General features: G+C 64.9%; 25 protein-coding genes. 8 read left to right on the forward strand and 17 right to left on the reverse strand.

What is annotated here, in order from left to right:
- Nucleotides 1-10 precede the first annotated feature (10 nt).
- Nucleotides 11-430, reverse strand: a complete 420-nt coding sequence (locus tag AB4Z51_RS12070; RefSeq protein WP_441497454.1) for an organic hydroperoxide resistance protein — start codon at nucleotides 428-430, stop codon at nucleotides 11-13.
- 200 nt (nucleotides 431-630) lie between these two features.
- Between AB4Z51_RS12070 and AB4Z51_RS12075 the strand changes: the two genes are divergently transcribed.
- Nucleotides 631-3,465 (forward strand): ATP-binding protein, encoded by a 2,835-nt coding sequence (locus AB4Z51_RS12075; RefSeq protein WP_441497455.1) that lies wholly within the window; start codon nucleotides 631-633, stop codon nucleotides 3,463-3,465.
- Nucleotides 3,466-3,495: 30 nt separating this feature from the next.
- On the opposite strand, the gene AB4Z51_RS12080 is transcribed toward AB4Z51_RS12075, so the two are convergent.
- On the reverse strand, nucleotides 3,496-4,167 hold the full coding sequence (locus tag AB4Z51_RS12080; protein ID WP_071917775.1) for a response regulator: 672 nt from the start codon (nucleotides 4,165-4,167) through the stop codon (nucleotides 3,496-3,498).
- Between the two features lie 343 nt (nucleotides 4,168-4,510).
- Here AB4Z51_RS12080 and AB4Z51_RS12085 point away from each other — a divergent pair, with 343 nt between their 5' ends.
- Entirely contained in the window at nucleotides 4,511-6,136 is a 1,626-nt protein-coding gene (locus AB4Z51_RS12085) for an MFS transporter (protein WP_175627402.1), read from the forward strand.
- A gap of 61 nt (nucleotides 6,137-6,197) precedes the next feature.
- Here AB4Z51_RS12085 and AB4Z51_RS12090 read toward each other — a convergent pair whose 3' ends face one another.
- The 3 genes from AB4Z51_RS12090 to AB4Z51_RS12100 form a co-directional block, all read right to left on the reverse strand.
- Complete coding sequence (locus tag AB4Z51_RS12090; protein ID WP_441497456.1) at nucleotides 6,198-6,671, reverse strand: secondary thiamine-phosphate synthase enzyme YjbQ; 474 nt, start codon at nucleotides 6,669-6,671, stop codon at nucleotides 6,198-6,200.
- Between the two features lie 160 nt (nucleotides 6,672-6,831).
- Nucleotides 6,832-7,350, reverse strand: a complete 519-nt coding sequence (locus AB4Z51_RS12095) for a hypothetical protein (RefSeq protein ID WP_063986051.1) — start codon at nucleotides 7,348-7,350, stop codon at nucleotides 6,832-6,834.
- Nucleotides 7,351-7,391: 41 nt separating this feature from the next.
- Nucleotides 7,392-7,634 (reverse strand): hypothetical protein, encoded by a 243-nt coding sequence (locus AB4Z51_RS12100; RefSeq protein ID WP_441497457.1) that lies wholly within the window; start codon nucleotides 7,632-7,634, stop codon nucleotides 7,392-7,394.
- A gap of 75 nt (nucleotides 7,635-7,709) precedes the next feature.
- Here AB4Z51_RS12100 and AB4Z51_RS12105 point away from each other — a divergent pair, with 75 nt between their 5' ends.
- The 5 genes from AB4Z51_RS12105 to AB4Z51_RS12125 all read left to right on the forward strand — a co-directional run bounded on the left by AB4Z51_RS12105 (nucleotide 7,710) and on the right by AB4Z51_RS12125 (nucleotide 10,345).
- On the forward strand, nucleotides 7,710-8,084 hold the full coding sequence (locus AB4Z51_RS12105; RefSeq protein WP_441497458.1) for an AtpZ/AtpI family protein: 375 nt from the start codon (nucleotides 7,710-7,712) through the stop codon (nucleotides 8,082-8,084).
- Between the two features lie 112 nt (nucleotides 8,085-8,196).
- Nucleotides 8,197-8,946 carry a F0F1 ATP synthase subunit A gene (locus tag AB4Z51_RS12110; RefSeq protein ID WP_071916889.1) on the forward strand — a complete coding sequence of 250 codons (750 nt, stop codon included), beginning with the start codon at nucleotides 8,197-8,199 and terminating at the stop codon, nucleotides 8,944-8,946.
- Nucleotides 8,947-8,999: 53 nt separating this feature from the next.
- Nucleotides 9,000-9,230, forward strand: coding sequence for a F0F1 ATP synthase subunit C (locus AB4Z51_RS12115; RefSeq protein ID WP_007599451.1), 231 nt, complete (start codon nucleotides 9,000-9,002; stop codon nucleotides 9,228-9,230).
- Between the two features lie 60 nt (nucleotides 9,231-9,290).
- Entirely contained in the window at nucleotides 9,291-9,854 is a 564-nt protein-coding gene (locus tag AB4Z51_RS12120; RefSeq protein WP_441497459.1) for a F0F1 ATP synthase subunit B family protein, read from the forward strand.
- 5 nt (nucleotides 9,855-9,859) lie between these two features.
- Nucleotides 9,860-10,345 carry a F0F1 ATP synthase subunit B family protein gene (locus AB4Z51_RS12125; protein WP_085402617.1) on the forward strand — a complete coding sequence of 162 codons (486 nt, stop codon included), beginning with the start codon at nucleotides 9,860-9,862 and terminating at the stop codon, nucleotides 10,343-10,345.
- A 200-nt stretch (nucleotides 10,346-10,545) separates the two neighbouring features.
- On the opposite strand, the gene AB4Z51_RS12130 is transcribed toward AB4Z51_RS12125, so the two are convergent.
- The 5 genes from AB4Z51_RS12130 to AB4Z51_RS12150 form a co-directional block, all read right to left on the reverse strand.
- Nucleotides 10,546-11,202 carry a hypothetical protein gene (locus tag AB4Z51_RS12130; RefSeq protein ID WP_063980773.1) on the reverse strand — a complete coding sequence of 219 codons (657 nt, stop codon included), beginning with the start codon at nucleotides 11,200-11,202 and terminating at the stop codon, nucleotides 10,546-10,548.
- A gap of 128 nt (nucleotides 11,203-11,330) precedes the next feature.
- Nucleotides 11,331-11,918 carry a GNAT family N-acetyltransferase gene (locus tag AB4Z51_RS12135; protein ID WP_014498500.1) on the reverse strand — a complete coding sequence of 196 codons (588 nt, stop codon included), beginning with the start codon at nucleotides 11,916-11,918 and terminating at the stop codon, nucleotides 11,331-11,333.
- Between the two features lie 39 nt (nucleotides 11,919-11,957).
- Nucleotides 11,958-13,247, reverse strand: a complete 1,290-nt coding sequence (locus AB4Z51_RS12140; protein WP_441497460.1) for a M16 family metallopeptidase — start codon at nucleotides 13,245-13,247, stop codon at nucleotides 11,958-11,960.
- Nucleotides 13,244-14,662: a threonine synthase gene (thrC, locus tag AB4Z51_RS12145; protein WP_014498502.1), complete on the reverse strand. Its 1,419-nt coding sequence runs from the start codon at nucleotides 14,660-14,662 to the stop codon at nucleotides 13,244-13,246. Before thrC ends, AB4Z51_RS12140 begins: the two co-directional genes overlap by 4 nt.
- Nucleotides 14,663-15,254: 592 nt before the next feature.
- Nucleotides 15,255-15,899 (reverse strand): response regulator transcription factor, encoded by a 645-nt coding sequence (locus AB4Z51_RS12150; protein ID WP_014498503.1) that lies wholly within the window; start codon nucleotides 15,897-15,899, stop codon nucleotides 15,255-15,257.
- Nucleotides 15,900-15,985: 86 nt separating this feature from the next.
- On the opposite strand from AB4Z51_RS12150, the gene AB4Z51_RS12155 reads away from it, so the two are divergent.
- Complete coding sequence (locus AB4Z51_RS12155) at nucleotides 15,986-17,317, forward strand: histidine kinase (protein WP_441497461.1); 1,332 nt, start codon at nucleotides 15,986-15,988, stop codon at nucleotides 17,315-17,317.
- Here AB4Z51_RS12155 and AB4Z51_RS12160 read toward each other — a convergent pair.
- The 7 genes from AB4Z51_RS12160 to AB4Z51_RS12190 all read right to left on the reverse strand — a co-directional run bounded on the left by AB4Z51_RS12160 (nucleotide 17,314) and on the right by AB4Z51_RS12190 (nucleotide 21,901).
- Nucleotides 17,314-17,679, reverse strand: a complete 366-nt coding sequence (locus AB4Z51_RS12160; protein WP_063980769.1) for a nuclear transport factor 2 family protein — start codon at nucleotides 17,677-17,679, stop codon at nucleotides 17,314-17,316. The genes AB4Z51_RS12155 and AB4Z51_RS12160 overlap by 4 nt on opposite strands.
- 118 nt (nucleotides 17,680-17,797) lie before the next feature.
- Complete coding sequence (locus tag AB4Z51_RS12165; RefSeq protein WP_441497462.1) at nucleotides 17,798-18,553, reverse strand: SURF1 family protein; 756 nt, start codon at nucleotides 18,551-18,553, stop codon at nucleotides 17,798-17,800.
- Nucleotides 18,550-18,951, reverse strand: coding sequence for a DUF983 domain-containing protein (locus tag AB4Z51_RS12170; protein ID WP_441497463.1), 402 nt, complete (start codon nucleotides 18,949-18,951; stop codon nucleotides 18,550-18,552). The genes AB4Z51_RS12165 and AB4Z51_RS12170 overlap by 4 nt, the downstream gene beginning before the upstream one ends.
- Nucleotides 18,952-19,151: 200 nt before the next feature.
- A complete protein-coding gene (locus tag AB4Z51_RS12175) occupies nucleotides 19,152-20,048 on the reverse strand; it encodes a cytochrome c oxidase subunit 3 (protein WP_208067435.1) in 897 nt (298 codons plus the stop codon).
- Between the two features lie 79 nt (nucleotides 20,049-20,127).
- Entirely contained in the window at nucleotides 20,128-20,778 is a 651-nt protein-coding gene (locus tag AB4Z51_RS12180; protein WP_208089095.1) for a cytochrome c oxidase assembly protein, read from the reverse strand.
- Nucleotides 20,779-20,783: 5 nt separating this feature from the next.
- The gene (locus tag AB4Z51_RS12185) at nucleotides 20,784-20,960 is read right to left on the reverse strand and encodes a hypothetical protein (RefSeq protein WP_014498510.1); all 177 of its coding nucleotides are present in this window, start codon (nucleotides 20,958-20,960) and stop codon (nucleotides 20,784-20,786) included.
- Complete coding sequence (locus tag AB4Z51_RS12190) at nucleotides 20,957-21,901, reverse strand: heme o synthase (RefSeq protein ID WP_166076593.1); 945 nt, start codon at nucleotides 21,899-21,901, stop codon at nucleotides 20,957-20,959. Before AB4Z51_RS12190 ends, AB4Z51_RS12185 begins: the two co-directional genes overlap by 4 nt.
- Nucleotides 21,902-21,946 lie beyond the last annotated feature (45 nt).

Raw genomic sequence — 21,946 nt, forward strand, 5'->3', positions numbered from 1 at the left:
TGATGGTGCGTCAGATCAGCGCGACCGTGACGTCAATATTGCCGCGGACGGCCTTGGAATAGGGGCAGGTCTGGTGCGCCTCATCGACGATGCCGCGCGCGATCTCGCGATCGAGGCCCGGCAGGCTGACGTTGAGGCGCGCGCTGAGGGCGTAAGTGCCCTCATCGAGAAGAAGGTCGATTTCCGCATCGATCGCGCTGTTTCTCGGAAGCACGATTTTCCGCTTGCGCGCGGCCATCTCCATGGCGCCTTCGAAGCAGGCCGACCAGCCGGCCGCGAACAATTGCTCGGGATTGGTGCCGATGCCCGCGCCGCCCGGTGGCGACAATTTGACATCCAGGCGGCCGTCGGAGCTGCGCGATATGCCGTCCTGTCGTCCACCGCTGGTGTGGGTCTTGCCCGTGTAAAGCAGGTTTGCCGCTTGCGTCATGAAGGTCTCCTTGCCGTCACGCAACTGACTAGCAGCGGCGTCGGCAGGACACCCGTTTGGACTTGTGAGAAGTTGTGAGGCCCCGGCGCGCAGCCCCGCCGCGAGGCCTGCATCAGCGGTCTGATGCCGATGCAGGTGCGGCCTTGCCGGATTGCGATCATCTGGCTATCCGGTCCGTTTGAAAGGACCAAGATTTCGCCATGACCGAGTCGGCCGGCACCGCAACGGGAACCCTATCGTTCGGGCCATTCACCGTGATATCGCAGGAAAGGCTCGTGATGCGCGACGGCGTCGCGCTGCCGCTCGGCGCGAAGGCCTTCGACACGCTGATCGCGCTGATGTCGCGACCGAACGATGTCGTCAGCAAATGGGATCTGATGGCGCTGGTGTGGCCCGGCCTGACCGTCGAAGAAGCCAATCTGCGCTTTCACGTCGCAGCCCTGCGCAAGGCGCTCGGCGACGGCAAGGACGGCGCCCGCTACATCACCACGCTCTCCGGCCGCGGCTATTGCTTCGTGGCGCCGATCTCGAAGGCGGAAATCGCGCCAGAGCGGCGTCCCGCGCAGCGAACGGAATTACCGCCCGTCAAGCTGCCGAACCGGCTGCAACGGATGGTCGGGCGCGACGATGCGGTCGCCGCGGTCTCCGACAAGCTCATCGGCTCGCGCTTCGTCACGATCGTCGGCCCGGGCGGCGTCGGCAAGACCGCCGTTGCGGTGGCAATCGCGCACGACCTGCTCGAGACTTTCTCCGACGCCGCGCATTTCGTCGACCTCGCCGCGCTCAGCGATCCCGATCTCGTGATCACCTCGATTCTGCTGATGCTGGGCTTGCCGGCGCAGACCGACGATCCCCTGCCTGCATTGCTCGCGCATCTCGGCGACAAGCGGATGCTGCTGATCCTGGACAATTGCGAGCATGTCATCGCCGCCGCGGCGCCGCTGGCAGCCGAAATCTTTCACGCCGCACCGCATGTCCATATCCTCGCCACGAGCCGCGAGGCCCTGCGCGTCGAGGGCGAGCAGGTCTACCGATTGGCGCCGCTCGCCGTTCCGCCTGACAATCCCGGGCTGACCGCGGCTGCCGCACAGACCTATCCCGCGCTTCAGCTCTTCCTCGAACGTGCCATGGCCGGCGGCGCGCAGATCGCGCTCGACGACGCCAATGCCGCGATCGTCGCCGGGATCTGCCGCAAGCTCGACGGCATGGCGCTGGCGATCGAGCTCGCCGCCGGCCGGGTCGAAGCCTACGGCCTGGAGCAGACGGCCGCACTGCTCGACGAACGCCTCAATCTGCTCTGGCAGGGCCAGCGCACCGCGCCGCCGCGGCAGAAGACGTTGCAAGCGACGCTGGACTGGAGCTACGGGCTCCTGTCCGACACCGAACGCCTCGTGCTGCGCCGGCTTGCCGTCTTCGCCGGTCACTTCACCATCGACGCCGCGCTCGAAATCGTGCCGGACGAGCGCGTCGACCGCTCGCGCCTGTTCGACGCCATCGACAGCCTGGTCGCCAAGTCGATGGTCGCGCCGCGACCGGTCGGCGCCATGATGCGCTACCGTCTGCTCGACACGACGCGCGCCTATCTGCTCGAGATCGAGCCGAACGAGACCGCGCTTGCCGCCCGCCACGCAACCTACTACCGGCGATGGCTGGAGCAGGCTGGCACGACATGGGCGACCGTGCCGAGCGCCGACGAACGCGCGATCCATTTCTCCGCGCTTCACAACGTGCGCGCGGCGCTGGACTGGTGCTTCGGCACGGGCGGCGATGTCGGCATCGGCATTGCGCTCGCCGCCGCAGCGGCTCCGATCTTTCTCGCGATGTCGCTGCTGATCGAATGCCGGCGCTGGTCGGAACGCGCGCTGCTGGCGATCGATCCGCCCTCGCGCGGCAGCGCCGAGGAAATGCACATCCAGGCCGCCCTCGGATTGACCTTGATGTTCACGCGTGGCGGCAGCGAAGCTGCGCGTGCCGCCCTGAGCAGGAGCCTGGCGATCGCCGAGGCGCGGGGCGACGCGCCGAACCAGCTCCAGCTGCTCGGCCGCATGCACATCTTCCACGAGCGGATGGGACAGTTCGACGCCGCGCTCGGTTACGCGCAGCAGAGCCTCACGGTCGCCGAGACGCTCGGCGATGCCGCCTCCATCGCCCTCGCCCATTCGCTGCTGGGTGTCTCCTTGCATCTGGCCGGCGAGCATCGCGACGCCCTGGGCATGCTGGAGGCCGCCTGGCACGGGCCGGGCACGGAGCGGATCAGCACGGTCAACGGCTTCGATCACCGCAACCGGGCCGGCATCTCTCTCGCGCGCGAGCTTTGGTTGCAGGGCCGGCCGGCGGATGCGCGGCAACTGGCGCGGCAGACGGTCACCGAGGCCGCGCAGATGGACCATCCGATCACGCTCTGCATCGCGCTGATCTGGGCGGTCTCGATCGATCTCTGGAGCGGGGATCTCGACGGCGCGGAAGAGAACATCGACCGCTTCATCGCACATGCCGAAACGCGCTCGATGGGCCCTTATCTCGCGGTCGGCCGCGGCGTCAAAGGCGAGCTGGCGATCCGGCGCGGCGACGCCGCAAGCGGCGTCGAGACGATACGGGCCTGTCTGCGCGAGCTCCACGACGCCGGCTACGAACTGCTCACCACGACCTTCAACATCGCGCTCGTGCATGGCTTGTTGGCGCTTGGACAGATCGAGCGGAGTGCGCGCCTGATCGACGACGCGATCGGCCTCGTCGAGCAAGGCGGCGATCATCTCTACATGCCCGAGCTGCTGCGCATGAAGGGCAATGTGTTGCTGACACTGCCGGAGCCGAACCGTGGAGATGCCGAAAGCCACCTGATGCAGTCGTTGGAGCTGGGCCGTCGCAACGGCGCAAAAGCCTGGGAGCTACGGGCTGCGATCGATCTCGCCGAGTTCCTTGCTGAACGTGGCCGGTGTGAGGAAGCGAAGCGGTTGCTGCAGTCGGCGCTCGAGGGCTTTGCCGAGGGCTCCGAGACTGCGGATATCAAGGCCGCCAAGAGGCTCCTGGGGTGACCCAGGTCGGCAGTGCGCACCGACGACGGCTTATCCCGTCGGGGTGCCCTGCTTCCACTGGCCGCCGGCGATCTTCGCCGCGGCAATCACCGCCTGCGTGCGGCTCTCGACGCCGAGCTTTTGCAGGATCGCCGAGACATGCGCCTTGATGGTGGCTTCGGAGACGCCGAGCTCATAGGCGATCTGCTTGTTGAGCAGCCCTTCCGATAGCATCATCAAGACCCGGACCTGCTGCGGCGTCAGCGTCACCAGGCGGTCGCGCAGGCGCGTCATGTCGGGATCGGCGGCGGCCGATAGATCGGTGTCGGTGGGAACCCAGACGTCCCCCTCCATCACCTTGAGGATCGCGTCGCGCAAGGTCTCGACGCCGAATCGCTTCGGGATGAAGCCGGAGGCGCCGAAATCGAGCGAGCGGCGAATCGTGGCGCTGTCGTCGGAGGCCGAGACGATCACCACCGGGATGGCCGGGTACTGCGCGCGCAGATAGATCAGCCCGGAAAAGCCGGAGATCCCGGGCATCGAGAGGTCGAGCAGGACCAGATCGACGTCGGATGTCTGTTCCAGCAGCTTGGTGAGATCCTCGAACGATCCCGCCTCGTCGATCCTGGCCGAGGTCAGGACGCCCGCCACCGCTTGCCGCAACGCGTCGCGGAACAGGGGATGGTCATCGGCAATGACAAGATGGGTCGAAGGAGCGCTCATCGTTCTCTTGCTGGCATTCACACCGGGCCAGTAGGCCGGCCCGGGGCCTTGGTCAATTCTTTCCCGACCGGCCGTGGCATGCAAGTGGGCATTATCCCTTTGCGGGAACGGGGTTAACCCATGGTCGAGCACGATCGTGCCGGATTGAAAGGTCCGCGGCGTCAGGTGCGCGTCAGTGCGCAAGGCCGAAAGTCGTATTGGGGCGGGTTTCACGCCGATGTTACCTTGGAGCCAAGACCTGGGTTGATCCGGCATGACCGGGTATCCGGGGCGCGAGGAAACGCATTTCGGGGAGCGACTCAACATGTCGACAATGGCTGTGTCTCAAGCGGGCGCGGGAGGAATGACGAAAGACGAACGGTTCGTCATTCTCGCCTCCTCGCTCGGTACCGTCTTCGAGTGGTACGACTTCTACCTCTACGGTTCGCTGGCCGGCATCATCGGCGCGCAGTTCTTCTCGGCCTATCCGCCGGCAACCCGCGACATCTTCGCGCTGCTGGCCTTCGCCGCGGGCTTCCTCGTCCGTCCGTTCGGCGCCATCGTGTTCGGGCGCGTCGGCGACATCGTCGGCCGCAAATACACCTTCCTCGTCACCATCCTGATCATGGGTCTGTCGACCTTCATCGTCGGCCTGCTGCCCAATGCGGCGACCATCGGCATCGCGGCCCCGATCATCCTGATCGCGCTGCGCCTCGCCCAGGGCCTGGCGCTCGGCGGTGAATATGGCGGTGCGGCGACCTATGTCGCGGAGCACGCGCCGAACGGCAAGCGCGGCTATTACACCTCGTTCATTCAGACGACCGCCACGCTCGGCCTGTTCCTGTCGCTGCTGGTGATCCTGTTCACCCGCAGCGCGATCGGCGAGGCCGATTTCGCGGCTTGGGGCTGGCGCATCCCGTTCCTGGTCTCGGTGCTGCTGCTCGGCATCTCGGTCTGGATCCGGCTCCGCCTCAGCGAATCTCCGATCTTCCAGAAGATGAAGGACGAGGGGAAGAGCTCGAAGGCGCCGCTGACGGAAGCCTTCGGCAACTGGCAGAACGGCAAGCTCGTTCTGCTCGCGCTGCTCGGCGGCGTGATGGGCCAGGGCGTGGTCTGGTACACCGGCCAGTTCTACGCGCTGTTCTTCCTGCAATCGATCCTGAAGGTCGACGGCTATACCGCCAACCTCCTGATCGCCTGGTCGCTGCTGCTCGGCACCGGCTTCTTCATCGTGTTCGGCGTGCTCTCCGACAAGATCGGCCGCAAGCCGATTATCCTCGGCGGCTGTCTGATCGCGGCGCTGACCTTCTTCCCGATCTTCAAGATGATCACCACCAACGCCAACCCGGCGCTGGAAAAGGCGATCGAGTCGGTCAAGGTCGACGTGGTGGCGGATCCCGCGGGTTGCGGCGACCTGTTCAACCCGGTCGGCACCCGCGTCTTCAGCGCGCCCTGCGACACCGCACGCGCCTACCTGTCGGGCGCGTCGGTCAAGTACTCGACCTCTTCCGGCCCGGCCGGCTCCGGCGTGAAGGTGGTGGTCAACGGCAAGGACATCGCCTACGCCAACGCCAAGGACGGCAATCCCGCGCTGCTCGCCGCAGTGCAGGCAGCCGGCTATCCGAAGCCGGGCGATGCGGGCATCGTGAAGATGTCGCATCCGTTCGACATCTTCCGTCCGCAGGTGGCCGCGACCGTCGGGCTGCTGTTCATCCTGGTGATCTTCGTCACCATGGTGTACGGCCCGATCGCCGCGATGCTGGTCGAACTGTTCCCGACCCGCATCCGCTACACCTCGATGTCGCTGCCCTACCACATTGGTAACGGCTGGTTCGGCGGCCTGCTGCCCGCGACCGCCTTCGCCATCGTGGCTTCCACAGGCGATATCTATGCGGGTCTCTGGTATCCGGTCATCTTCGCATCGATTACCGTCGTGATCGGCTTCTTCTTCCTGCCCGAGACCAAGGACGTCGACATCAAGGCGACCTGATCGACAGCACCGATCGACACACGAACCGGCCGCGGTCTCCGCGGCCGGTTTTGTTTTGGGATCAGTGATTGCTGCCGATGAATTGCAGCACCACCTCGCGCCGGTGCGGGCGCTTGCGGTGCTCGATCAGGTAGATCGCCTGCCACGTACCGAGCGCGAGCTTGCCGTTCAGGATCGGGACCTGAAGCGAGGCCCCGGTTAGCATCGTCTTGATATGCGCCGGCATGTCGTCCGGTCCCTCGGTGTCGTGCGTCCAGCCGCCGTTTTCAGGCGCGAGCCTGGACAGCGACGTGGTGAGATCGACGAGCACGGACGGATCGGCGTTCTCCTGGATCGTCAGCGAAGCCGAGGTGTGCCGGATGAACAGCGTTAACGCGCCATCGCGCGCCTGAACCTCATTGATGAACTTCACGGCTTCGCTGGTGAGATCGGTGAAGCCGCGGCCGGGCGTCTGCACGGTCAGCAGTGACGATGCGACGGTGGTGGCTTGCACCGACGATGGCGCCGAGCGCGTGACGGATTTGCCTGATGTCATGAAAGATCTCTCAACTCGGAACGCCGCCGTAGGGTGGGCAAAGGCGCGTAGCGACGTGCCCACGTCTTCTTACGTCACGGTGGAAACATGGTGGGCACGGCGTAAGAAGGCCTTTGCCCACCCTACGGCAGCTCAACGCATGGATAGCCCGAAGGGGTCCTCAAATCTTCCCCGAGACGTCCTTCTGCACGCGGTTGGCCATGTCGATCAGCCGGCGCCAGGCCTTTTCCAGGAACGACATCACCCGATCGACATCCTGGTCGCTGGGCAGCGGAATCTCGATCTTGCGGTCCCCCTCGGCGACCTTCGGGTCCTTCTTGAGCGGATCGGATTTCGGCATCGCCTCGTCGATCTTGCCTGACACGGTCGGCCCCGCCGCGATCTGCCCCTTCAGCTTCTCGACTTCGGCCTGGAGCCGGCCGATCTCGGCGTCGAGCGCGGTGCGTTCGTCGGGCACCGCGTAACAGGCCCAGCCCGCGCCGTTCTTGGTGCAAGTCGATACCGTGCCGGTGCGGGTGTCGAGCCGCAGCACGCCCTCGGGGATGGGCGTCATGCTGTAGCGGCCGTTTTCGCTGTCGGGCGCGGACTGTGCGGCAACGAGGCCGCCGCCGATGGTCATCATCGCGGCGAATACCGCCGCTGCAAGCCATGATGCTGTGGATGAATTTGCTGGTCTCATCGCGCTCTCCGCCATGGCGCTTCTGTGGCTTCTCTTCAATTCTACACCCCGGCGAGGCGATCTGCCGCCCAAAACGCGCCACCGATATCAACGATCGCGGCAATCCCTTTGATCCCGCCAGCGGGACGAAATGGTGGTCGCATTCGCCGATCATGAAGAGAGCTGCTGCGGTGCGGCGTCACGCTGTGTGCAGCGTTGCCGCGCGCGCCAATATCATCAAGTAAATCAGATAGATAATAGAACGCGACGCAATCGTGACTTGGCTTGACTTGATTATGGGCCATCAGTATGGTCCGCGCGGCTTTTGAGGGTGGCGGGCGTAATTTCCATTCAGCCGCGGCGTTTCGGGTCTTCGTTGCATGACACAGGGCACGGGACACGGCGAGAATGGGGATCGCGATAGATCGTCCGAGGAAGCTGCGCTTTCCGAACGGCTCGGGAATCTTGATCAGCGGTTGTCCGAATTCCGGGACCGACGAATCAAGACCGAGCAACCCGCAGGTGACGGTGAAGACAGAGCGGCCAGAGCTTCGGCGATGGYGCTTGGTTTCCGGTTATCCTCCGAGTTGGTCGCCGGGGTCGTTGTCGGAGCGGGGATTGGCTGGGGTTTCGACCGCTTGCTGTCGACGTCGCCTTTCGGATTTATCGTGTTCCTGCTGCTGGGCTTCGTGGCCGGCGTGGTGAATGTGGTGAGAACGGCAGGCGCGGGTCAAAACAGGCGCGGTGATTCTTAAGCGATCCGCACCAACAGAGGAATGATCGTGCCGGCTATGCCGGTACGGGCCGGCCCGGCCGGCAGACCGAGACCCGCCGGCATTGCCCGGCAGACCAAGAGATGCCGCGCTGATGAAAATCGACCCGATCCACCAGTTCAACATCGAGCCTCTCTTCACCCTGGGCCATATCGGCAATCACACGATCGCCTTCACCAATTCGTCGCTCTACATGCTGGTGGCGGTGGCGATCATCTCGTTCCTGATGCTTGCCAGTGGCACGCAGCTGGTTCCCGGGCGCCTCCAGTCGGTCGCCGAGATCTCCTACGAATTCGTCGCCTCGACCATCCGTTCGACGGCCGGCGCGGAAGGCATGAAGTTCTTCCCGCTGATCTTCTCGCTGTTCATGTTCATCTGCGTCTCGAACCTGGTCGGCATCATCCCCTATACCTTCACGATCTCGAGCCATCTGATCGTGACGGCCGCGCTCGCGCTTTTGGTCTTCTTCACCGTGCTGATCTACGGCGTTGCCAAGAACGGCCTGAAATTCTTCTCGATCTTCGTGCCTCACGGCGTCCCCGGCTACATCCTGCCGCTGGTGATGTTCATCGAGATCCTGTCGTTCTTCCTGCGGCCGGTCTCCCACAGCGTCCGTCTGTTCGCCAACATGCTGGCCGGCCACATCGCGCTCAAGGTTTTCGCGGGCTTCGTCGCCATGCTCGGCTTCTCGCTCGGCGCGCTCGGCTGGGTCGGCGGCGTGCTGCCGCTGGCGCTCACGGTCGCGCTGTACGCTCTCGAGATTCTGGTCGCGTTCCTGCAGGCCTATGTGTTTGCGATCCTGACCTGCATCTACCTGAACGACGCCATTCATCCGGGACACTGAGCGGTCCGGGGAATTTCCACCCACAACCCAATCTTTCTTCCAAGGAGTCTAAAATGGATCCGGCAGCAGCAAAACTTATCGGCGCGGGCATCGCATGCATCGGCATGGGCGGCGCGGGCGTCGGCGTGGGCGTGATCTTCGGCAACTACCTTGCCGCAGCCGTTCGCAATCCGTCGGCCGCTCAGGGCCAGTTCGGCAACCTGATCTTCGGCTTCGCCGTGACCGAAGCGCTTGGCATTTTCTCGCTGCTGATCGCGCTGCTGCTGCTGTTCGTTCCGCTCTGAGGACGATGTTTCGCGCCGCTTCGACCGAAGCGGCGCGCATGACGGCAACAGGAGTAATCCATGGCTGAGAGTCATGGCGGGGCGAAAAGTCCGGCGGCGGGCGCCCACACCGAGTCCGAAGGCGGTCACGGTGGCGGTTTTCCGCCTTTCGAGAGCGGCACCTATGCTTCACAGCTGGTGTCACTCGCGATCTTCTTCGTCGCGCTTTACGTGATCGTGTCCAAGCTCGCTCTGCCGCGCGTCGGCGGTGCGATCGAGGCACGTCAAAACAAGATCGAGGGTGACCTCGCCGAAGCGCAGAAGCTGAAGGACCAGTCCGACGCGGCGCTGAAGGCCTATGAGGGTGAGCTTGCTTCGGCACGTTCGCGCGCGCAGGCGATCGGCAACGAATCCCGCGACAAGGCGAATGCGCAGGCGGAAGCCGAGCGCAAGGCGCTTGAAGAGCAACTGGCGGTCAAGCTCGCCGAGGCGGAAAAGACCATCGCCTCGACCCGCAAGACGGCCATGAGCAACGTCCGCGGCATCGCGGCCGATGCGGCAGGCCAGATCGTGCAGCAGCTCACCGGTATCGTTCCGGACGCAGCCTCGGTCAGCACTGCCGTTGACGCGTCCTTGAAGGGTTAGTCGATATGTTCTTCGATCCTGAAACCTGGGTCGCCATCGCCTTCGTGATCCTGATGGTCCTGTTCGGCTATCTCGGGGTCTTCAAGAAGGTGACGACTGCGCTCGACCACCGCGCCGACCGCATCAAGGCCGAGCTCGACGACGCGACGCGCCTCAAGCAGGAAGCGGCCAAGGTGCTCGCCGACTACAAGGCGCGCAGTGCCACGGCCGAGCGCGAGGCTGCCGACATCATCGCCAACGCCAAGTCCGAAGCCGAGCGCATCGCGACCGAGGCCAAGGCGAAGATGGAAGACTTCGTCGCCCGCCGCACCAAGACCGCGGAGAGCAAGATCGCGCTCGCCGAGGCCCAGGCGGTGGCCGATGTCCGCGCCGCAGCCGCGGAAGCCGCCGTCCAGGCCGCCTCCACGATCCTGTCGCAGTCGGTCAAGGGCCAGGTCGCCGACGACCTGCTCGCCAAGGGCATCAACGAGGTTCGGCAGAAGCTGAACTGAGGGGCTTTGCCCTCACCAATCAAAAAGCCGGCGCGCGAGCGCCGGCTTTTTTGTTGGGCAGGCCTGTAGCCGCAAATCAGGTGTCATCACCCGCGAAGGCGGGTGATCCAGTATTCCAGAGACAGCAATGGGATACGGAGAAGCCGCGGCGTACTGGATGCCCCGCCTTCGCGGGGCATGACAGCGAAGCGTGTGGTTACCTATTTCTTCTTCGGCCTTGCCTTCGGCTCGGGCGAGAGCGCCTGCGGGTCGAAGCCGACATAGAAGATGTAGGAATCGGCGATCTTGGCCGAGGGCACCGGATAGGCCAGATCCTCGGCGATGAAGGTGAAGGGCACGCTGCCGCCCTCCGACATCTCGACCGTGGTCCGGTACGCCTTCGAGGCGATCACCTTCTCGCCGACGCCGCCCTGCACCACGGCAATGCGCAAGGGCACCTCGACGGTCGCAGGCGCACCGGCGGGACCGGCGATGACACGGCCCTGGATGCCGATCCGGGCGGTGATATCGCCGCCATTCCGGGTACATTCACGCGCCATCTTGGTGATCGTGGCCTGGAAGCGGATCTCATTGCCGACGGCCGGCTTGCCGGCGGCGCCGACCGCATAGGTCGAGGCCCCGGCGCGCACCGTGACCTGCGGACAATCGACGTCGTCATCGGCCGCCGGCTGGCCGGGCGCGGGCGCCGGCTTGGGCTGGGCCGGCTCGTCGGACTTGCCGCCGAACAGGCTCTTGAAGCGGTCGGTGAGCGACTGGGCCGCCACTGGCGAGACGGCGGCGAGCGCAACCGACAACGCCAGCGCGATCCCCGTACCCCGCCGCAACGCATTCCGCGATGACCGAAGCTTCTTCACCATCAACGCCCATACTCCATGACCATCTTCCAGCCGATCGCCGGCCGGCCAGCGGTTTATATCGCCAAAATCGGCGAACCCAAGGCAAGCAAGGCAGTCCAATCAGACTTTGGCCTCAGGCATGACAGGGCTCAGCCGCGGAAATCCTCGTGCAGCAGGCCGAACAGCAGGTGGTCCTGCCAGACTCCGTTGATGCAGAGATAGCGGCGCGCCAGGCCCTCGCGGGAGAAGCCGCACTTCTCCAGGACCCGGATCGACGGCGCATTGGTCGGGATGCAGGCGGCCTCGACCCGGTGCAGATTGAGCTCCCCGAACAGCGTCGGCAGCAACACCCGCAGCGCCGCCGTCATGTAGCCGCGATGGGCATGAGGCTTGCCGACCCAGTAGCCGATGGTGCCGGCCTGGACGATGCCACGGCGGACATTGGCGAGCGTGATGCCGCCAACCATGGCGCCATCGAGCTCACGGAAGATCAGGAAGGGATAGGAGCGGTCCGCGGCGATGTCCTCGGAATAGCGCCGCAGGCGGCGGCGGAAGCCGGACCGGGTCAGGTCATCAGACGGCCAGATCGGCTCCCAGGGCGTCAGGTAATCGCGGCTGGACTCGCGCAAATGCGCCCACTGTATGAAGTCCGACATCTGCGGCGCGCGCAGCAACAGGCCGTTGCCGCGCGGCGCGAGGGCGGCGGGTCCACTGGATGGCAGGCGAAACAGGGCCATGGTGATGCTTCCCGGGGCAGATCAGCCCGTGCGCGGCTCCTAATGCAGCCGCGCCTTGGCACGTGCCCGGGTCAATCCTTCCGCAAAAGATACCGCCGTGTCCAGACCCCTGCCACTGCCCAATGCGACAACCGCAGGGCGGCTCCGCGAAAGCAGCGCACGCGCCGCATCCCGGGTCGATTCGACGCTGACGGCGTCGATCCGGGCCACCAGTTCCTCGACCGTCTGCGGCCGGCCATAGGCCAGCACATGCCGGGCCAGCTGCTCGGCGCGGGACGAGCAGCTCTCCAGCGCCATCAGGAGGCCCGCCTTCATCTGCGCCTTGGCCCGCGCGATCTCGGCCTCGGTCAGCGTCTCCACCGAATCATTCATGATGTCGACCACGACCTCCATCATCTCCGGCGCGTCGGCCGGATCGGTGCCGGTGTAGAGGCCGAAGAAGCCCGTGTCGGTGTAGGGCGCGTGGAACGAGTAGATGGAGTAGCAGAGGCCGCGCTTCTCACGCACCTCCTGGAACAGCCGCGACGACATCCCGCCGCCGAGGATGTTGGTGAAGACCTGGAGCGAGAACAACGACGGATCGCTCTGCGGCACGCCTTCCAGCGCCAGCGTCAGATGCGCCTGCTCAAGCTCGCGATGCACCACCTTGGCGCCGCCTTTGCCGAACTGGGCGGCTTGCGGCTTCGGACCCGGCGTTCCTTCGAAACTCGCAAAGCGCTTCTCGACCTCGGCGACGACCTGCTTGTGATTGACCGCGCCGGCTGCCGCCACCACCATGTCGGGGCCGCGATAATGCGTCGACAGATAACCGCGCAGCATGTCGCGGTTGAAGGCGCGCAGGGTCTTGGCGGTGCCGAGCAGCGAGCGGCCCATCGGCTGGTCGGGATAGCAGAGCTCGTTGAGATGCTCGAACACGACGTCGTCGGGCGTGTCCTGCGCGGCACCGATCTCCTGCACGATGACGTTCTTCTCGCGCTCGAGCTCGTCGGGCTCGAAAGCGGGATTGGCGAGGATGTCGGCGAGTACGTCGAGCGCGAGCGGCACGTCGGCCTTCAGCACCCGTGCATAATAGGACGTGGTCTCGGTCGAGGTGCCGGCATTGAGGTCGCCGCCGACCGCCTCGATCTCCTCGACGATCTCGCGCGAGGAGCGCTTGGTCGTGCCCTTGAACGCCATGTGCTCGAGCAGATGCGAGATGCCGTGCTCGTTCGGCTTCTCGTCGCGCCCGCCAACACCGGCCCAGACGCCGAGCGCCGCGGTCTCGAGATGGGGCATCTCGTCGGTGACGACGGTCAGGCCGGAGGCAAGCTTGGACATCTCGACACTCATCCGGCAACTCCCTGTTTTGCGGCCCGGCTGACCGACAGCACGAACCGCTCGACCTCGGCCTGATCGTTCTTCATCACCTTCATGTGTTCGGATTTGGTCATGAGACCGTCGAGCCAGGCGGGCAATTGCGGCCGCTGGCCGCAGGCTGCCTCGACCGCATCGGGGAATTTGGCCGGATGGGCGGTGGAGAGCACGATGCTGGGCACCGTCGTATCGGTGGTGTCGCGGTCGGCGACAGCAAGCGCGACCGCGGTATGGGGATCGACCAGCTCGCCCGCCTCGCGCCAGGCGGCGCGGATCGCGGCTGCGGTTTCGGTCTCGTCGGCCCGGCCGGCGTCGAATTCTTCACGGATTGCGGCCAGCATCGCGTCAGGCAACACGAAGCGCCCCGACTGCTTCAGCGAGTCCATCAGACGGCGCACGCCGGCCGCATCGCGCCGGCCGGCCTCGAACAGCAGCCGCTCGAAATTCGAGGAGATCTGGATGTCCATCGATGGCGACGCGGTGGCGTGCACCTCGCGCACCTCGTAGATCCCGGTCTTGAGCGTGCGCGCCAGGATGTCGTTGACGTTGGCGGCGATGCGCAGCGTGCGCACCGGCAGCCCCATCCGCTTGGCGACATAACCGGCAAAGATGTCGCCGAAATTTCCGGTCGGCACGACAAAATCCACCGTGCGCGCCGGCGCGCCGGCGGCGACGGCGGAGGTGAAGTAGTAGACCACTTGGGCGACGATGCGCGCCCAGTTGATGGAGTTGACGCCGGAGAGCGAGGTCGCATCGCGGAAGCGATGGTTGTTGAACATCCCCTTCACGAGCGCCTGGCAGTCGTCGAAATTGCCCTCGATGGCGAGCGCATGGACGTTGGCCGCGCCCGTGGTCGTCATCATCCGCTGCTGCACTTCGGAGATGCGGCCGTGCGGGAACAGCACGATGAGATCGACATTCTCCAGGCCCGCGAACGCGTCGACCGCGGCGCCACCGGTGTCGCCGGAGGTCGCGACCACGATGGTGGTGCGCTGGCCGCGCTTGGCGAGCACGTGGTCCATCAGCCGCGAGATCAGCTGCATCGCCACGTCCTTGAAGGCGAGCGTCGGGCCGTGGAACAGCTCCAGCACGAATTGATGCGGCGTCATCTGGCGCAGCGGCACCACCGCCGGATGGCGGAAGGTGGCATAGGCCTCGTTCGCCATGCGGCCGAGCTCGGCATCCGAAATCTCGCCGCCGGCGAACGGACGGATCACGTCGACGGCGACCTCCCAATAGGGGCGGCCGAAGAAGCCAGCGATGGCCTCGGTCGAGAGCTGCGGCCAGGTCACCGGCACATACAGGCCGCCGTCACGGGCAAGCCCAGTCAGCATCACGTCGCAGAAGCCGAGTTCTGGGGCCTCGCCCCGGGTCGAGATATAGCGAGTCAAACTGCCCTCCAAAGGCCGGCCGGCCTTGAGCCAGATCCATAAGCCTTTGATTTCATGAAACTACTTGTTAACGGCCAGAGGCGTTGGGCCACCATAAAGTGTTTTGCGGCATCGGGAAACCGCTTCCCGCCTGTGCCCCGCTCAACGAAAAAGGGCTGCGGCGATACCGCAGCCCTTCTCTTGGAAGGTCTGTCGTTGATATGTGCAGACCCGGTTTGCCTCGTGCGGGTTGCCGGCCCGCCAAAAACTGTCGGCCAAGTTCTCGGCGCCCGTCACGAAATCGTCAAGGGCCAAAACGGCGGGGGCAAGAAAATGTTCCTATTTTTCCCGGCGCGGTTCGCGTTTCGTAAAGGCATCCCTGCGAGCGCTCGCGTACCATTGCTGCTTTTTCCCGAAGTTTCGGGTGGTTCAGGAACGAATATCACGCCGGCCCATTGTGTCGGCGGATGGTGTCGGCGCTGTCCATGCATTGCCCGGCTAAGCGTCGAGACCCGATCCGCCCGGCCGGACCGGCTGCATCCTGAAGCAGCCGGTTCGGTGCCGAGCCGCCAGTGCGCGGGCCGCCGGTGCCCCCGGGGCCGCCAGTGTCCCATCAGCTCATCCCGATTTCCACCGCGATCCTGATCAGGTCTGAATGGTTCTTGGCGCCGAGCTTCTGCTTGAGCAGGGACGTGGTGTTGGCGACCGTCTTGTAGGAGATGCCGAGCGCCTCGGCGACCTCGACGATCTTGTCGCCACGGCCGAGCAGGCGGAGAATCTCGAGCTCCCGCGGCGTCATTTGCGAGGCCGGATTGGCCTTGATCGCTGCACCGGAGAACGTGACCGCCTCCGCGAGCTGCGGCGAGATGAAATTGTCGCCGGCGACCACCTTGCGCACCGCCTTGAGCAGAATCCGGGGATCGTCGCCCTTGGAGACATAGCCCTGCGCGCCAAGCTCGACCGCCCGCACCACGAAGGCCGGATCGTCGTTCATGCTGAACATGATGATCTTGGCATCGGGGTCGTCCTTGCGGATCCGCCGCATCAGCTCGAAGCCGGAGACGTCGGGCAGGCTGATGTCGATGACGGTGACGTCGGGACGCTTGCTGATATAGGCGCGATGCCCGGATTTGGCGTCGGTCGCCTCGTCGATACGGATCGAGTGGTCGGACGCGAAAAGGGTGCGGCATCCTGACAGCACCACGGGATGGTCGTCGACGATCAGAACTCGGGTCGCCGGCTTGGCGGTATCTTGCATCGCGCGCTCTCTTGTTTTTCGACTCATAGACCGACGGGAACAAATGGAAAGAGCAAATCCCGCCAATGCGCGTTAGAATTGACCTAATGTGGCAGCGGCTCTCATTCAGAACACAATTGTTTCTTCCGCTCGGCTTGAGCTTCCTTGCCGCGCTGGTCATGGGCGGCGTGCTGCTCCAGAACTTCGCGACGGGGCAGCTTGCCGACGAGAATGAGCCGGGCCGACGCTCGACCCGGACGGTCGCCGAGGCACTCAACAACAGCCTGAAGGCCTCGGACGACCCGCGGAAGATACTCGATGCATTTGTCCATTCTTTGGACAACTCCTCAGATATTCAATTCCGTTCAGTGGAAGCAGGTCCCGCCCCCTCTCCAAAGGACAGCCTGCGTGATCTGCATGGCGTGCCGCATTGGTTCGTGGACCTGATCGCCATCCCGGAGATGGACGCGGCATCTCCCGTCATCATCGACGGCAGGCGCGTCGGCGACATCGTGTTCATGCCGGACCTGTCAGCCGATCTGTTCGAGAAATGGATCGGCTTCCTGGCGCTGACGAGCCTCATCGCCGTGCTGATGATGCTGACCGGGACCATTGCCTATCTCTTTGCGGGATCGGTGCTGCGTCCCCTGCAAGATCTCGGCGCAGGCCTCACGCGAATCCGGCGCGGCGATTATGCAACGCCTATCCCGGTCGCAGGACCGCAGGAGATCCGGCAGAGCTGCGAGGAAGCCAATGCGCTGGCGATGACGCTCGCGCAATTGAGTCAGGATAATCGCGACCTGTTGCACCGCCTGGTGTCGCTCCAGGACGACGAGCGGCGCGATCTCGCGCGCGAGCTGCACGACGAGCTCGGACCGCTATTGTTCGGCATCCGCGCCAGCACGATCGCGCTGAGCGAGGTTTCGGGAAATCTCGGCAACCCGGCGCAGGAGGTGATGCGATCTGTCGAAGCGCTCCAGCAGACCAACCGCCGCATCCTCGACCGGCTGCGGCCGCTTTACATCGAGGAATTGGGGCTCAAGACCAGCGTGCAGACGCTGCTCCAGAACTTTCGCAGACAGGCGCCGCATATCAGCCTGACGGCCACGATCGATCCTGGCCTGAACGAGATCGACCGACCGCTGGCCCAGACCGTCTATCGCCTGATCCAGGAGGCGCTGACCAACGTGCTGCGCCACGCCGGGGCGAACAATGCCAATGTGCTGGCGACCATTGCCGGCGAGGTGCTCACGATTGAGATCTCCGACGACGGCGGCGGCTTTCCCGCCGACAACGTCTTCGGCCGCGGCCTGACGGGCATGCACGAGCGCGTGCGCGCGCTCAGCGGATCGCTGTCACTGCTGCGCGCCGACGAGCGAACCTATGTGCGCTGTCGCCTGCCGGTCGAGACGGCGCGAGACGCGCCATCGGCCGGCTAGCACACACCATCAGCATGCGGGGACTGCCGCGCCGGCTCGCACAGGGTGCTGTAGATCTTGCCTTCGGGACTGAAGCGAAACGAGGCGTGGATACGCAGCGAGCCCGCGACGGAATATTCGAGATCGATGCCATGCGGCACTGGATTGATCTCCTCAAGACCGAAGCCTGCCGACGAGAAGGTGCTAAGCCGCGGTCCCCAATAGGTTTCGAGCTCGCGCCGCCCGCGATAATGTCGCTTGCCGTTGCACATGCATTCGACCCGGGCGTCGTCCGCATAGAGATCGAGGAGCGTCGCGAGGTCGCCCTTCCGGCAGGCGTCCACCCAGTCGACGACAATTCCCATCTGGTCGAAATCGCTCACACCAAAATCCTGTCTGCCGCGAAAAATTTGCGTGCGGCTTAGGACCACCCTCGTGAATATGTCCTGAATAATAAACCCCGGGCGATACCGGGTTCCCTCCAGGAACCTACGGAAAATTTCAGGTCGGGTGCCGCCGTCCCCTCGCCCAGACGCCGAATGCGATCAGCACCGCGCCGGCGAGCGCGAACCAGGTGATGGCGTATTGCAGATGATCGTCCTTCAGATGCACGTCGAGCGGGCCGGGACGCGGAATGCCGTTCTCCGGCACCGGCCGCTCCAGGTCGATGTAGAACGGCGCGACCGTGCCCCAGCCGAGCGCCCGGGACATGGCGAGATGATCGCGGGTGAACCACAGCCGTTTGTCACGCTCAGCGTCAGGCATCAGCACGCTGGCTGTTTCGGGGAAACGGACGTAGCCGGTCAACATCGCCGGCTTGTTGGTAATGAGTCGCGCGACCGCCCGATCCTGCAGGGCGCGGTCCTGTTGGGTGTTCGGCACGAAGCCCGCGTTGACCGCGACCATATCGCCGCCAGGCAGCCGTGCGGGAAGGAAAGCCCAGGTGCCGGGGCCGGAAATGTCGGAGCGGATGGCGGAGCCGGAACTGTAGACCATCGCATCCAGACGGGACTCGTAGGTCGCCGTAAATGTGACCCGACGGAATTCGTCCCGCTCCGGCGTCAGCGTGCTCCATTGCGACGGCGGCGGCAACGCAGCAGGTGCCGCCGCGAGACGCTCGGTCAATGCGGCGATCAACTGATGTTTCGCGACGCGGCGCTGCAATTGCCAGACGCCGAGCGCGACCAAGACGGCGGCCAGGAAAAGCGTGAACAGCGCGAAGCCGGCCACGCGGGGCTTGCGCGCGGTCTCGTTCATTTCGCGCGGTCGACCAGCCGGCCCGGCGCCGCCTTGTGGTGGAATTGCAGCGCGATCAGCAGCGACTTCATCGCGCGCAGCGGCAAGAGCGTGGTCACGAGGATCAGCGGCAGCCACAGCGCGGCATGCAGCCAGTACGGCGGCTGGTATTTGACCTCGACGATCAGCGCGCACGCAACGACGATCCCGCCGGCCAGCATGATGATGAAGATCGCAGGACCGTCGCCGGTGTCGATGAAGGCATAGTCGAGGCCGCAGCGGTCGCAGCTGGGCGCGAGCGTCAGGAAACCCGCATAGAGCTTGCCCTGGCCGCAGCGCGGGCACTTGCAGGCAAGCCCGCGCAGCGCGCTTTGCAGGACGGTCGTTTCGGGCTCGGATGGGCCGGCGGTATCGTTCATGATGACGGACTCTAGAGCATTATCGGTTCTGATTGAATCAGAACCGAAGCTCTAGATTCTTGTTTTGACGCGTTTTCTTCACGCGAACCGGTATCCACTTCGCTCGAAAACGCTCAATCACAGCTTCCGCCGAAGCTTCCGGCGACCCAAAAGCGAAAGGGCGGCCCTGCGGCCGCCCTTTCTGATCGGTCCAATGCGGCTCAGTGCGCGCCGTGGGCCATGGTCTCGGCGCCGTGTCCCCACACATAGATGCAGAGGAACAGGAACAGCCAGACCACGTCGACGAAGTGCCAGTACCAGGCGGCGAACTCGAAGCCGAGGTGCTGTGTCGGGGTGAAGTGGCCGGCATAGGCGCGGAACAGGCAGACCAGCAGGAAGATGGTGCCGACCAGCACATGGAAACCATGGAAGCCGGTCGCCATGAAGAAGGTCGCGCCATAGACGTTGCCGCCGAACGAGAACGCCGCGTGGCTGTACTCATAGGCCTGCACGCAGGTGAAGAGCGCGCCGAGCACGACGGTGAGGATCAGGCCGTATTTCAGGCCCTGGCGATCGTTCTCGAGCAACGCATGGTGCGCCCAGGTCACGGTGGTGCCTGATGTCAGCAGGATCAGCGTGTTCAGGAGCGGCAGATGCCACGGATCGAAGGTCTCGATGCCATGCGGCGGCCAGGTGCCGGGCACGGCGCAGGCGCCAGCCGCGGTGCCGAGACCGCAGCCGAACACGGCGTCGCGCGTGGCATGGACGGCGTCGGCCGGGAACAGCGCCGCGTTGAAATAGGCCCAGAACCAGGCGACGAAGAACATCACCTCGGAGGCGATGAACAGGATCATGCCGTAGCGGTGATGCAGCTGCACGACGCGGGTGTGATCGCCCTTGTACTGGGCTTCCTTGATCACATCGGCCCACCAGCTCGCCATGGTGTAGATCACGCCGACGGTGCCGGCACCGAAGATGATCGGCGCGGCCGAGAACATGTGGTGCATCCAGGTGATCGCACCGACCGCCATGACAAAGGCCGAGATGGAGCCGACGACGGGCCACGGGGAGGGATCCACCAGGTGGTAGTCGTGATGCTTGGTGTGCGCCGTTGCCATTTGCGGTCTCTCTCCTCAATCCCGTGCCTGTCCGGCACTTATCCCCTTGTGTCCAACCCCCGCGGCATGAGCCCGGCGGTCAGAGATTTCCCTTGCGTTTGTCGTCTTCGCCCGACGCCAGCGGCTTCACCACGGGATCGCGCACCGGATAGAACGTGTAGGACAACGTGATCGTGTTCAGCCCGTCGTTCTCGTGATCGTCGGCGATCGACGGATCGACGTAGAACACGACCGGCATCTCGCGCTTCTCGCCGGGCGCCATGGTCTGTTCGGTGAAGCAGAAGCAGTTGATCTTCTGGAAGTAGGAGCCGACCGTCAGCGGGGCGACGTTGTAGGCCGCCTGGCCCGCGGTGGTGCGCGCGGCCTGGTTGGTCACGGTGTAAAAGACGGTCACGACCTGGCCGATATTGACCTCGATCTCGCTCTGCTCCGGCTCGAACTTCCAGGGCAGGCCGGGCGCGACGTTGGAATCGAAGCGCACCGCGATCTTCCGCGCGATCGGGCCGGTGGCGGGCGCGGACGTCGCGACCTGCGTCGTGCCGTTGAAGCCGGTGGCGCGGCAGAACCAGTTGTAGAACGGCACCGCCGCGTAGGAGGCACCGACCATCAGCGCCACCACGCCGCCGCAGATCGAGGCGACCAGCACATCGCGGCCAAGACCCTTGGAAGGCCCACGCCCCTTGTTGGCCGTCCGGTTCTGATCCCGCGATATGGTGGGCTCTCGATCCATGCTTCCTACATCGGCCGGACGAGGACTGCCGGTCCCTTGACGATGGTGACGGCGAAGAACAGCACCACGAGCACGCCGAGCGCGAGCGCGATCGCGATCGAGCGCTGGCGGCGGCTCTTCTTCTGCGCCTCCGTGAGGACGATTCCATTCATCTCAGGTTTGTCGGCCATTCCAGCGATCATGCGCCCCCTACCATCGGAGCAAGCGCCCGGAACACGACTTCGGCCAGCAGGGTCGCAAACAGCGCGAACAGATAAAGGATGGAGAAGGCGAACAGCTTGCGGGTCGCGCGCAGCGATTGGCTGCGCTCGCGGCGGACATAGACGTTGATCGCGAGCACAAGCATGCCGGCGCCGAGGATCAGCGAGACGATGCCGTAGATGGCGTCGAAATAGCCGAGCGCCCACGGGGCGGCGGCGACCGCGATCAGCACGATGGTGTAGAGCAGGATCTGAAGCCGCGTCGCGTCGGGACCGGCGACGTTGGGCAGCATCGGAATGCCGGCACGCGCATAGTCGTCGGAGCGGAACAGCGCCAGCGCCCAGAAGTGCGGCGGCGTCCAGAAGAAGATGATGGCGAACAGCAGCAGCGGCTCGACGTCGACCGTGCCCGTCACCGCGGCCCACGCCACCACCGGCGGCAGCGCACCGGCGGCGCCGCCGATCACGATGTTCTGTGCGGTCCGGCGCTTCAGGATCATCGTGTAGATCACGACGTAGAAGAAGATGGTGAAGGCGAGCAGCGCGCCGGCGATCCAGTTGACGAGGATGCCGAGCGTCATCACCGAGAAGAAGGCGAGCGTCATGCCGAACGCCATCGCCTCGGGACGGGTGATGCGGCCGCGCGGAATCGGCCGGTTTGCCGTGCGCGACATCTTGGCGTCGATATCGCCCTCGAGCGCCATGTTGAGCGCTCCGGACGCGCCGGCACCGACCGCGATGCAGAGCAGCGAGGTGATGGCCAGCACCGGGTGGAAATGCCCGGGCGCCATCGCCAGTCCGACCAGCGCGGTGAAGATCACCAGCGACATCACCCGCGGCTTGAGCAGCGCAATGTAGTCGCCCACCTCCGCTTCGGAGATGCGGGGATCGATGTCGATGGCGTTGTGGTCGAGGACGGACACTAGTTTTGACTCGCTTCGTTACAGAGCCGCGGCGCCCGTCACGGG

The organism is Bradyrhizobium sp. 2TAF36 (genome assembly GCF_052114925.1).
Taxonomy (GTDB): domain Bacteria; phylum Pseudomonadota; class Alphaproteobacteria; order Rhizobiales; family Xanthobacteraceae; genus Bradyrhizobium; species Bradyrhizobium barranii.